Origin of the sequence: Achromobacter kerstersii (assembly GCF_902859595.1) — a bacterium.
Lineage (GTDB): Bacteria > Pseudomonadota > Gammaproteobacteria > Burkholderiales > Burkholderiaceae_B > Achromobacter > Achromobacter kerstersii.
This window is the reverse complement of record NZ_CADIJQ010000001.1, coordinates 1,148,564-1,159,880: the sequence shown is the minus strand read 5'-3', so window position 1 is coordinate 1,159,880 and position 11,317 is coordinate 1,148,564. Positions and strand designations below refer to the sequence as shown.

Below are 11,317 nucleotides of genomic sequence, written 5' to 3'. Positions count from 1 at the left end.
CGATCAGTGACAAGATTGGCCATATTGACAACAAAATATGTCTGCGTTGTTGCCGCTCACGCGACGCGCAATCTTCCGGCGGGTGTTACATAGCTGTCAACCTACTTGTTGACCTTGCCTGTCTTCGGACTCATTGACCTTGCGCGTTTTCCGGACTTGGGGCTCTTGCCCATCCCCCTTGCAAGGTCATGCCCCAAACACCCGCCGCGCGCAGGGCCACGCCCTATACAATTTGCGCTATGACTTCCCCCAAGATTCCCGAATCCCTGCGCCGCATCGTGCTGGCGTCCAACAATGCCGGCAAGTTGCGTGAGTTTTCCGCTTTGTTTGCTCCCCTGGGTATTGAGCTGGTGCCCCAAGGCGAACTCGGCGTGCCGGAAGCCGAAGAGCCGCACGTGACCTTCGTTGAAAACGCGCTGACCAAGGCGCGCCACGCCAGCCGCCTGACCGGGCTGCCCGCGCTGGCCGATGATTCCGGCCTGTGCGTGGCCGCGCTGAACGGCGCGCCCGGCGTCTATTCGGCTCGCTACGCCAAGATGCATGGCGGCGAAAAATCCGATCAAGCCAATAACGCGTTGTTGGTGCAGCACCTGGCCAACGTGGCCGACCGCCGCGCCTGGTATGTGGCCGTGTTGGTGCTGGTCCGTTCCGAAAACGACCCGTGCCCGATCATTGGCGAAGGCCTGTGGCACGGCGAGATCATTGATCAGCCCGAAGGCGCCAACGGTTTTGGCTACGATCCGCATTTCTATCTGCCCGACATGGCGCTCACCGCCGCGTCGCTCGACCCCGAAGAAAAAAACCGGGTCAGCCATCGCGCCCGCGCCTTGCGCGAGCTGCTGAGCAAGCTCAGCCAGGCTTGAGGGGCGCGCCCGCCGCGTCCGCCCCAGGAAACCCGCATGTCCATCATCATTCCCATCCGCAACGACATGGGCGCGCCTGCCTCGCGCCTGCGCGTGCCGGCCGGCGCCACGCTGTCGAGCCTGCCGCCGCTCTCTATCTATGTGCACGTGCCGTGGTGTGTGCGCAAGTGCCCGTATTGCGATTTCAATTCCCACGCCGCGCCGGGTGAAATTCCCGAACGCGCCTATCTCGATGCGCTGCGCAGCGATCTTGAGCAGGCGCTGCCGTCCATCTGGGGCCGCCAGGTCGTGTCGGTATTTATTGGCGGCGGCACGCCCAGCCTGTTGTCGTCTGCCGGCCTGGACGAACTGCTCGCCATGCTGCGCGCCTGTCTGAACGTATGGCCCGACGCCGAAATCACCATGGAAGCCAACCCCGGCACCGCCGAGGCCAGCCGGTTCCGTGACTATGCGGCCAGCGGCGTCACGCGTTTCTCGTTGGGCATCCAGAGTTTCGACGACGCCCAGCTGAAGAAGCTGGGGCGCATCCACGATTCGGCGCAAGCCCGCGCCGCCATCGACATGGCGCAACAGGCGGTATCGCGCGTGAACCTGGACATGATGTTCGCCTTGCCGGGGCAGACGCTGGACGCCTGCGTGGCAGACCTGCGCGAAGCCATCTCGTTTGGCACCGAGCATTTGTCGCTGTATCACCTGACGATGGAGCCGAACACCGTCTTCGCCAAGTTTCCGCCCGAAGATCTGCCCGACGACGACACCAGCGCCGCCATGCAGGACGCCGTCGAGGCCGAACTGGCGGCTGCCGGCCTGGCGCGCTATGAAGTGTCGGCCTACGCCAAGCCCGGCGCCCGCTGCCGGCACAACGTGAACTACTGGGAATTTGGCGACTACCTGGGCATTGGCCCCGGCGCGCACGGCAAACTGTCATTCCATGACCGTATCGTGCGCGAGGCGCGCTTGCGCAACCCCGACTCCTGGATGCAAGCCGCGATGGCGCGTGACGGCAGTCACGTATCGGAAAGCCGGCAGGTCGGCCCTGACGAGCTGCCGTTCGAATTCATGCTGAACGCGCTGCGGTTGAAAGACGGTATGCCCAGCACCGCGTTCAATGAGCGCACTGGTTTGTCGCTGGCGGCCATTGCGCACCAATTGGAGGCAGCCTCTAAACGGGGCTTGCTGGACGCTGATCCCACCCGCCTGAAGGCCACGCCATTGGGTTGGCGGTTCCTGAATGACCTTCAGGAAATGTTCCTGTAGTGGTGCAGCACCAAACTGGGGCAATCATGCCCCACTATTTGCACCAAAGTGGTGCTACATTTTTCCATGACCGTGCGGCTTTCCCCGGGGAATCCCGGGGTAAAAACCTGGCACGCTTATTGCTTCCCTCTTTTATGCCAGTCGAGCGGCAAAGCCCTCGACCCTTTTATCTAATGGAGATGACATGGCAAGCCCGAAAGACGTCCTGAAACAGATCGCCGATAACGAAGTCAAATTCGTGGATTTCCGCTTTACCGATACGGTTGGCCGTGAGCATCACGTGTCCGTGCCCACCAGCCAGATCGACGAAGACAAGCTGGAAAGCGGCCAGGCTTTCGACGGTTCGTCGATCCCGGGTTGGAAGGGTATTGAAGCTTCCGACATGCTGCTCATCCCCGATTGCTCCACCGGCAACCTGGACCCGTTCCGCGAAGAGCCGACCCTGATCCTGTCGTGCGACGTTGTCGAGCCGTCGGACCTGAAGGGCTATGACCGCGACCCGCGTTCGCTGGCCAAGCGCGCCGAAGCCTACCTGAAGTCCTCCGGCCTGGGCGACACCGCCTACTTTGGTCCGGAACCCGAATTCTTCGTGTTCGACGGCGTGACCTGGAACACCGACATGTCGGGCACGTTCGTCAAGATCAAGTCCGAAGAAGCCTCGTGGTCGACCGGCCTGGAATTCGAAGGCGGCAACACCGGCCATCGTCCCGCAGTCAAGGGCGGCTACTTCCCCGTTCCCCCGGTTGATTCGTTCCAGGACATGCGCTCGGAAATGTGCCTGTTGATGGAACAAATGGGCGTGCCGGTTGAAGTGCACCACCATGAAGTGGCTGGCGCTGGCCAGCTGGAAATCGGCACCAAGTTCAGCACGCTGGTTCAGCGCGCCGACTGGACGCAGATCGTCAAGTACGTCGTGCACAACGTGGCCCACGCCTACGGCAAGACCGCCACGTTCATGCCCAAGCCCATCGTTGGCGACAACGGTTCCGGCATGCACGTGCACCAATCCATCTGGAAGGATGGCCAAAACCTGTTCGCAGGTAACGGCTACGCCGGCCTGTCGGAATTCGCGCTGTACTACATCGGCGGCATCATCAAGCACGCCCGCGCCCTGAACGCCATCACCAACCCGGGCACGAACTCGTACAAGCGTCTGGTTCCGCACTACGAAGCCCCGGTCAAGCTGGCTTACTCGGCCCGCAACCGTTCGGCCTCGATCCGCATTCCGTACGTCGGCAACCCGAAGGGCCGCCGCGTCGAAGCGCGTTTCCCGGACCCCCTGGCCAACCCGTACCTGGCTTTCTCGGCCCTGATGATGGCCGGCCTGGACGGCGTCCAGAACAAGATCCACCCGGGCGATCCGGCCGACAAGAACCTGTACGACCTGCCGCCGGAAGAAGACGCAAAGATCCCGACCGTGTGCTCCTCGCTGGAACAAGCGCTGGAAGCCCTGGACGCGGACCGCGAATTCCTGACCCGTGGCGGCGTGTTCAGCAACGACATGCTCAACGCCTACATCGACCTGAAGATGGGCGATGTGAATCGTCTGCGCATGACGACGCACCCGGTCGAATTCGACATGTACTACAGCCTCTGATCGTTTAGAGGCTGTGGCGGGGGGGAGCGCGATGATGTAGGCAGAAACCAGGGCCCACACCACGCGCACCACCAGGTCGCGGCTCGACGGTTTGTCCGCCAGGCGATGCCTGGCGGGCAGGGCGCCGGGTTCCGGCGCCGCCGTCGCGGGCGCGTTCCGCTTTCCCCCCTGTCATTCGGGTACGTTGAAAAATGAATGTAGAAGCTCTCGATCTGCTTGCCACGTCCGTTTTCCTGGTCAACGAGCGCGGTCACATTGAGTACGCCAACGCTGCCGCCGAGGATTTGTTCGGCCGCTCGCGCAAGCAACTCTGCGGGCACTCCGCCGCCACGCTGTTCGACACCCCAGAAAACATCCAGTCCTCCATCGACCGCGCCGCCGCCGGCAGGTACGCCGACGTCAGGCAATTAGCCTCGTTGCGCCGCGCCGCCGAGTCCGTCGAAGTCGCCGTCACCACGGTGGGGCTGACCGGCCAACGCTGGCCGGTACTGATCGAAACGCGTGAGATCGAGCAGCGCGTGCTGGCCGACCGCAACCATCGGCTGGTTGATGAAATCGAAGCGCACCGCGAGCTGTTGCGCAACCTTGCACATGAAGTGAAAAACCCCTTGGGCGGTTTGCGCGGCGCCGCGCAATTGCTTGAAGCCGAGCTGCCCAGTGCGGCGCTGGCCGAATACACCCAGGTCATTATTTCCGAAGCCGACCGCTTGCAGGCGCTGGTGGACCGCTTGAGCGGCCCGCAACGTGTGCCGCTGAATGCCCGGCCGGTGAACATCCACGAAATTTGCGAGCGCGTTTGCGCGCTGATTCAGGCCGAGTTCCGCAACGACGTCACGATTTTGCGCGACTACGACGCCTCGGTGCCTGACTTGAAGGGCGACGCTGCCCGCTTGATGCAGGCCGTGCTGAACGTGGCGCGCAACGCCGCGCAAGAACTCGTCGCGCGGCCGCAAGGCCCGCAGACGGAACCCGGCGTGGTCACCTTGCGCACCCGGGTTGCGCGCCAAGTCATGCTGGCGCACCGGCAACACCGGCTGGCGCTGGTGCTGTCCATTATTGATAACGGTCCCGGCGTGCCGGACCATATCCGTGACCGCATTTTCCACCCGCTGGTCACAGCCAGGGCCGGCGGTACCGGGCTGGGCTTGAGCCTGGCCCAGGACTTCGTGCAGCAGCACGGCGGCATCATCGAATTTGAATCCCGACCCGGGCGTACCGAGTTTCGCCTGGTCCTACCGATGGAGCCCGCACACTGATGAAACCCGTATGGATCGTCGACGACGACCAGGCCATCCGCTGGGTCCTCGAAAAGGCCCTGGCCCGCGCTGGTGTCCCCACCCGCAGTTTCTCCCAATCGGCTGACGTGCTGGAAGCGCTGTCGCGCGAAACGCCCGTCGCATTGGTGTCCGATATCCGCATGCCTGGCGGCAATGGTTTGGAGCTGTTGCGCCAGTTGAAAGAACGGCATCCCGGCTTGCCGGTCATTGTGATGACCGCGTTCGCCGACCTGGACAGCACCGTGTCCGCCTTCCAGGGCGGCGCGTTTGATTACCTGGCCAAGCCGTTCGACGTGAACGAAGCGGTGGCGCTGATCCAGCGCGCCATGCAGGAATCCGCGCAGCCCGAAACGCCCGAAGGGCAGGGCGAGTCCGCGCAGAACAACGAACGCTGGATGATGACGCAGTCGTCCTCCACCGCGATGCAGGAAGTGTTCCGCGCCATTGGCCGCCTGGCGCAGTCGAAAGTCACGGTGTTGATCACCGGGGAATCGGGCACGGGCAAGGAATTGGTGGCGCGTGCGTTGCACGGCCACGGCGTGCGCGCCAGCGGCCCCTTCGTGGCGCTGAACGCGGCGGCCATTCCGCGTGATCTGCTCGAAGCCGAATTGTTCGGCCACGAGCGGGGCGCGTTTACCGGCGCCAACAACTTGCGCCGCGGCCGCTTCGAGGAAGCCCACGGCGGCACGCTGTTCCTGGATGAAATCGGCGACATGCCGATTGAATTGCAGACGCGTTTGCTGCGTGTGCTGGCCGAAGGCAGCTTCTATCGCGTGGGCGGCGCACAGCCGGTGCGCGTGGACGTGCGCATCGTGGCCGCTACCCACCAGCCGCTTGAGCAGCGCGTTGAACAGGGCTTGTTCCGCGAAGACTTGTTCCACCGCCTGAACGTCATCCGCCTGCGCCTGCCGCCTTTGCGTGAGCGCGTGGAAGACATTCCAGCCCTGGCTCAGCATTTCCTGACCGCCAGCGCCCGCACGCTGGGCGTGCCGGTCAAACGTTTGACGCCGGATGCGTTGGCCGTGCTGACGAAGTTCGACTTCCCCGGCAACGTGCGCCAGCTGGAGAACTTCTGCCATTGGCTGACGGTGATGGCGCCCGGCCAGACGGTAGACCGCCAGGATCTGCCACCGGAAATTCGTGCGCTGGAGCATCAGCAGCAAGCCGGGTCGGCGCCGCTGCGTCCGGTGGCGTCCGTGCCCAGCATCGGTACGGTTGTGCAGGCATCATCGGTTGTCGACGACGGCGCGCCACGCAACTGGCAAGATTCGTTGCTGCGCGATGCACAGTACCGCTTGGAACGCGGTGAGCCGGCAGTGATGGCGACGCTGACCCGCCAGTTTGAAAAGATCCTGCTGCAAAGCGCGCTGGACGCCAGCCGCGGCCGCCGCGTGGAAGCCGCATCGCGTTTAGGGATTGGGCGCAATACGATCACGCGCAAACTGCGCGAATTGGGGATCGAGGACGAGTGATAGATGGGGCGCGCGCGGTGCGCATCCCATTCCTATGGGATGACATGGCGCGCTCCACCCACCGCAAGAAAGCAAGCAAGCAACCCGCGCGCGAAACCCATCACCCCATCCCCAACAAACTCTCACATAACCGCGGCGATTTCAGCTTCTGCAGCCACCACTTCAGCGCTTCCCCCGGCGCTTCGGCGCGCCAGGCATACGCCACGTGTTCTGTCAGCGCCATGCCCTCATCCGTGTCGCACACTACCAGCAAGCCCTGCGATAAGTACGGCGCGGCCATCGTCAGCGGCAGATAGCCGCAACCCAGCCCGCGCACCTGCGCTTCGATCTTTGCCTGCATCGACGGCATCACCAGCGTGGGTTGATCCGCCAGAATCCCGCGCGATTGCGGCGGCAAATTTCGTGACGTATCGGCCACCACCACCGCGCAGTACTTTGTGATGTCCGCGCGGCTGAGCGGCTGCGGCAGCGACGCCAGGGGATGATGCGCCGCCACGCAGAAACCGAATTGCGTGGTGCCAATAGCCTGCGAACGATACGGCCCGGTCGGCTCTGCATGCGCGCCCGCACCAATGACCAGATCCGCACGGTTGGACGTCAGCGCATCCCAATTTCCGCTTAGCACTTCGCTGGAAAACCGCAGCGTGGTCGCGCTTTCAAGCGTTTGAAATTCATCGATCAAGTCATAGAGCGGCCGCCAGGGCAGCACGGCGCTGACTGCGATGCGCAGTTCCACTTCCCAGCCCGTTGCGATACGTTTGACGCGGCAAGCCAGGTCGTCTAACGATTGCAGAACATGGCGCCCGTCCTTCAACAACGCTTCACCCGCAGGCGTCAGCAGCGCGCGGTGGCCAGAGCGGTCAAACAGCAACACGTCCAGCCCGTCTTCCAGCTTGCGGATGGAATAGGTCACGGCCGAGGGCACTTTGCCCAGTTCGCGGGCCGCTTTGGCGAAGCTGCCGTGGCGGGCGATGGCGTCGACAAGAATCAGCAGTTCAGGGGTGATCGGTTGCATGGAAGAGGGGTGTTCAAAAAATTTGAATGAACTCGTCAAAATATAGCGCCAAACGCAGGGTTCGGCACGCGCAGAATATCACTCATGCCAGGGATGCAGCGAAACAAGCAGGACAAAAGCCTGAAGCGTTGCACCCGACAATCATTCATATTATTGAAACAGGAGTCCACAATGCTTACGATTCGCCGCGCTGCCGAACGAGGTCACGCCAACCATGGGTGGCTCGATTCGTTTCACACCTTTTCGTTTGCCAACTACTACGACCCGGCTCACATGGGCTTTGGCGCGCTGCGCGTGATCAATGACGACCGCATCGCCGCCGGCCGCGGTTTCGGCACCCACGGCCACCGGGACATGGAGATCATCACCTATGTGCTGGACGGCGCGATTGCGCACAAGGACAGCATGGGCAGCGGCTCGACCATCCAGCCCGGCAACGTGCAGCGGATGAGCGCGGGACGCGGCGTGATGCACTCCGAGTTCAACCCGCTGCCGGATACCGAAACGCACATGCTGCAAATCTGGATCGAGCCCGACGTGACTGGCATTGCCCCGGAATACGAAGAGCGTAGCTTCAGCGATGCGCAAAAGCGTGGCCGTCTGCAAGCGCTGGTGTCGCCCGATGGTGAAGATGGTTCGATGAAGATCCATCAAGATGCGCGGCTGTATGGCGGTCTGTTCGATGGTGACGAATCCGCCACGCTGAACCTGGCGGCCGGCCGCCGTTCCTGGATCCATGTGGCCCGCGGCAGCATCGTCGTCAACGGCACCGAGCTGTCCACCGGCGACGCCGTGGCGATCACGGACGAAAGCCGTGTCGAGCTGTCGGGTGGCAAGCAGGCCGAAGTGCTGGTGTTTGACTTGGCGTAAGCCCACGTGCCGGGCGGATACGATCCGCCCGGCACGATTGCGTTTTGGCCATCTGGCCGTGACTGAGATTTAAGATGGCCGTTGGCCTATTCATGCGGAGCGCTACAACATGTCTACCTTGTCCGAAGCAGGCGAAAACCAAATCGAAACCATTGTGGTGCCGCGCACCAGCGACCTGGGCGGTTTCTCCGTCCGGCGCGCCATTCCGTCGGCGCAGCGCCGCAGCGTCGGGCCGTTCGTATTCCTGGACCACATGGGGCCGGCGGATTTTGATATCGGTTCGGGCATTGACGTGCGTCCGCACCCGCATATCGGGCTGTCCACCGTCACGTATCTGTATGAAGGGTCGATGGTGCACCGCGACGGCGTGGGCCATACGCAAACCATCCTGCCGGGCGAAGTGAATTGGATGACGGCGGGCCGTGGCATCGTCCACTCGGAACGTTCGTCGCCGGAAAGCCGGCTTGCGCCGCAGCGCCTCTGTGGCCTGCAGATTTGGGTGGGCCTGCCCAAGCAGCACGAAGAAACGGACCCGGGCTTCACGCATTACGGTTTGGACGCGCAGCCGGTGATTGAAGGCGAGGGCGTGCGCGCGCAGGTCGTGGCGGGTTCGCTGTTTGGCAAGACGTCGTCGGTGAAGACGCTGTCGCCGCTGTTTTATGGCGACCTGCAATTGCGAGCGGGCGCCACCACCGTTCTGCCGGCCGAATTCGAAGAACGCGCCGCGTATCTGGCGCAAGGCACGGTCGAGATCGATGGGCAAGAATTTGAAAGCGGCCGCCTGGTGGTTTTCGCGCCGGGCCGCCCGGTGCAGATCCGCGCCAAGACGGCCGCGCGCTTTGCGTTGATTGGCGGCGAACCCTTGGACGGCCCGCGCTTTGTCTGGTGGAACTTCGTGTCCAGCAGCAAGGACCGCATCGAACAGGCCAAGCAAGACTGGCAGCGCACCCGCTTCGATCAGGTGGTGCCGGGCGATGAAACCGAGTTCATTCCGCTGCCCGAAGCCCGGGCGTAATGATGCCGCGTTAATCTGCTGCCGCGCGCGCTCGCGCGGCAGTATCATGCGCCTCCAAACCTTCATAACAACAGGATGGAGACTCATGCACCGCCACACGTTCAACCTTGCGCGCGGCCTGGCCGCGCTTGCGCTTATTCAAGGCGCATCCACCGCGCTTGCCGCCGGTTACCCGGCCAAGCCCATCACCTTTATCGTGCCCTATACGGCAGGCGGCACCACCGATCTGGTGGCGCGCACGGCCGGGCAGAAAGTGGCCGAAAAACTGGGCCAGCCCGTCATCGTTGAAAACCGCCCCGGCGCGGGCGGCAACATCGGCATGGACGCCGTGGCCAAGGCCGCGCCGGACGGCTACACGATCGGCTTTGGCGCGATTTCGACCAATGCGCTCAATCCCTTCGTCTACCCGAAGATGCCGTTTGACCCCACGAAGGATTTCACGGGCGTCAGCATGTTGGGCGCGTCGTCGGTCGTGCTGGAAACCGGCCCCGCGCTGAAGGTGGACAGCGTCAAGGACCTGGTCGCCTACGCCAAGCAGCATCCCGGCACCTCGTTCGGCACGCCCGGCACGGGCACGTCCATGCATTTGGCGGGCGTCATGTTCGACCAGCTGACGGGCGCAGGCATGCAGCACATTCCGTACAAAGGCAGCGCGCAAGCGTTGAACGATTTGTTGGGCGGGCACTTGCCCGTGATGTTCGACAACCTACCTGCATCGCTGCCGCACATCAAGGCGGGCAAAGTGCATCCGTTGGCGGTCACGGGCAGCAAGCGCGCACCGGCTTTGCCGGATGTGCCCACGCTGGCTGAGCTGGGTTACTCGGGTGCAGTTGTAGACCCGTGGTTTGCGGTGTATGGCCCGGCGAACATGTCGCCAGAGGCCACGCGCGCGTTGAGCGAGGCCTTCCAATGGGCGCTGGCGCTGCCCGAAGTGAAAGACAAGCTGGAGCAGGCGGGCTTCATGCCCTACGGGTCCAGCCCGGAAGAAGTTCAGCGCTTGACCGCCAGCCAGTACGAGTCGTTCAAGGCCCTGTCGCAGAAGGTGAAGCTGTCGGCGGACTGATGCCGCCAAGGCATGAACACACACACGAATTGAATTGCCCCCGGAACTTGGACCTGGATCAAACGTTCGGGGGGCAGTTCAAATCGCAGATTCGCAATTGCTGACTCTCTAGCGGCCGCGGGCAAACGCTTGCTCGCGCCGTTCTTCCAACGCTTCGCGGCGGATGAAGTCGCGCACGAAATCGCTGCGGGGATGATGGTGCAGGTTGTAAGGCGTATCCCATTGCGCGATGCAACCCTTGCTCATCACCCCGATGCGGTCCGCAATGGCGAACGCTTCGGCCTGGTTGTGCGTGACCAGGATGGCGGTGTGGCCGGTGGTCTTGAGGATGTCGCGCACTTCGAATGCCAAACGTTCACGCGTGTCCACATCCAGATTCGAAAACGGTTCGTCCAGCAGCAAGAGATCGGGCGAGGGCGCCAAGGCCCGCGCCAGCGCCACGCGCTGTTGCTGCCCGCCCGAAATCTCATGCGGATAACTGTTGGCCGCATGGGCCAAGCCCACCAGCGTCAGCATTTCGTCGACGCGGCGAGCGCGCTCGGGGCGCGCCAGCTTACGCAGCCCGAAGGCCACGTTCAGCGCCACCGTCAGGTGGGGGAACAGCGCGTAGTCCTGGAACATCATGCCCACGCGGCGCAATTCCGGCGCAACTTGTTCGGTCGGCGACGAGATGACCGTGCCATCCAGCAGGATGCGCCCGGCGCGCACGGGCTCAAAGCCGGCGATGGCGCGCAGCACGGTGGTCTTGCCGCAGCCGGATTCGCCCAGCAGGCAGCCGATGTGGCCGGCCGGCAAGCCCAGTGACAAATCCTGCACCACGGGTTTCAGCCCGGCGGGCGTCTCGTAGGCGAGGGAAAGGCGGTCGATTTCTAACAGATCGGGCACGAT

General features: G+C 63.3%; 10 protein-coding genes. 8 read left to right on the top strand and 2 right to left on the bottom strand.

Features of this window, described 5'->3' with window-relative positions; translation table 11 throughout:
- Positions 1–239 precede the first annotated feature (239 nt).
- The 5 genes from rdgB to ntrC all read left to right on the top strand — a co-directional run bounded on the left by rdgB (position 240) and on the right by ntrC (position 6,466).
- A complete protein-coding gene (gene rdgB, locus HV765_RS05050) occupies positions 240–863 on the top strand; it encodes an RdgB/HAM1 family non-canonical purine NTP pyrophosphatase (protein WP_175169015.1) in 624 nt (207 codons plus the stop codon).
- A 36-nt stretch (positions 864–899) separates the two neighbouring features.
- Positions 900–2,120 (top strand): radical SAM family heme chaperone HemW, encoded by a 1,221-nt coding sequence (gene hemW / locus HV765_RS05045; protein ID WP_175169014.1) that lies wholly within the window; start codon positions 900–902, stop codon positions 2,118–2,120.
- 184 nt (positions 2,121–2,304) lie between these two features.
- A complete protein-coding gene (glnA, locus tag HV765_RS05040; protein WP_054421897.1) occupies positions 2,305–3,717 on the top strand; it encodes a type I glutamate--ammonia ligase in 1,413 nt (470 codons plus the stop codon).
- Positions 3,718–3,908: 191 nt separating this feature from the next.
- Complete coding sequence (gene glnL, locus HV765_RS05035) at positions 3,909–4,973, top strand: nitrogen regulation protein NR(II) (RefSeq protein WP_046804936.1); 1,065 nt, start codon at positions 3,909–3,911, stop codon at positions 4,971–4,973.
- Positions 4,973–6,466: a nitrogen regulation protein NR(I) gene (ntrC, locus tag HV765_RS05030; RefSeq protein WP_175169013.1), complete on the top strand. Its 1,494-nt coding sequence runs from the start codon at positions 4,973–4,975 to the stop codon at positions 6,464–6,466. Before glnL ends, ntrC begins: the two co-directional genes overlap by 1 nt.
- 100 nt (positions 6,467–6,566) lie before the next feature.
- Here the strand turns inward: ntrC and HV765_RS05025 are convergent, their stop codons facing one another.
- Positions 6,567–7,481 carry a LysR family transcriptional regulator gene (locus HV765_RS05025; protein WP_175169012.1) on the bottom strand — a complete coding sequence of 305 codons (915 nt, stop codon included), beginning with the start codon at positions 7,479–7,481 and terminating at the stop codon, positions 6,567–6,569.
- A 171-nt stretch (positions 7,482–7,652) separates the two neighbouring features.
- Here HV765_RS05025 and HV765_RS05020 point away from each other — a divergent pair, with 171 nt between their 5' ends.
- The 3 genes from HV765_RS05020 (at position 7,653) to HV765_RS05010 (ending at position 10,429) form a co-directional block, all read left to right on the top strand.
- Positions 7,653–8,351 (top strand): pirin family protein, encoded by a 699-nt coding sequence (locus HV765_RS05020; RefSeq protein WP_175169011.1) that lies wholly within the window; start codon positions 7,653–7,655, stop codon positions 8,349–8,351.
- Between the two features lie 109 nt (positions 8,352–8,460).
- A complete protein-coding gene (locus tag HV765_RS05015) occupies positions 8,461–9,366 on the top strand; it encodes a pirin family protein (protein ID WP_175169010.1) in 906 nt (301 codons plus the stop codon).
- Between the two features lie 85 nt (positions 9,367–9,451).
- Positions 9,452–10,429, top strand: coding sequence for a Bug family tripartite tricarboxylate transporter substrate binding protein (locus HV765_RS05010; protein ID WP_175169009.1), 978 nt, complete (start codon positions 9,452–9,454; stop codon positions 10,427–10,429).
- A 108-nt stretch (positions 10,430–10,537) separates the two neighbouring features.
- Here HV765_RS05010 and HV765_RS05005 read toward each other — a convergent pair whose 3' ends face one another.
- Positions 10,538–11,314 carry an ABC transporter ATP-binding protein gene (locus HV765_RS05005; RefSeq protein ID WP_175169008.1) on the bottom strand — a complete coding sequence of 259 codons (777 nt, stop codon included), beginning with the start codon at positions 11,312–11,314 and terminating at the stop codon, positions 10,538–10,540.
- Between the last annotated feature and the right edge of the window lie 3 nt (positions 11,315–11,317).

Excerpts from the sequence above, each read along its gene's own strand:
- hemW (WP_175169014.1), top strand. The coding sequence starts at position 900 with ATGTCCATCATCATTCCCATCCGCAACGACATGGGCGCGCCTGCCTCG.
- HV765_RS05025 (WP_175169012.1), bottom strand. The coding sequence starts at position 7,481 with ATGCAACCGATCACCCCTGAACTGCTGATTCTTGTCGACGCCATCGCC.
- rdgB (WP_175169015.1), top strand. The coding sequence starts at position 240 with ATGACTTCCCCCAAGATTCCCGAATCCCTGCGCCGCATCGTGCTGGCG.
- ntrC (WP_175169013.1), top strand. The coding sequence starts at position 4,973 with ATGAAACCCGTATGGATCGTCGACGACGACCAGGCCATCCGCTGGGTC.
- HV765_RS05015 (WP_175169010.1), top strand. The coding sequence starts at position 8,461 with ATGTCTACCTTGTCCGAAGCAGGCGAAAACCAAATCGAAACCATTGTG.
- glnA (WP_054421897.1), top strand. The coding sequence starts at position 2,305 with ATGGCAAGCCCGAAAGACGTCCTGAAACAGATCGCCGATAACGAAGTC.
- HV765_RS05010 (WP_175169009.1), top strand. The coding sequence starts at position 9,452 with ATGCACCGCCACACGTTCAACCTTGCGCGCGGCCTGGCCGCGCTTGCG.
- HV765_RS05020 (WP_175169011.1), top strand. The coding sequence starts at position 7,653 with ATGCTTACGATTCGCCGCGCTGCCGAACGAGGTCACGCCAACCATGGG.
- glnL (WP_046804936.1), top strand. The coding sequence starts at position 3,909 with ATGAATGTAGAAGCTCTCGATCTGCTTGCCACGTCCGTTTTCCTGGTC.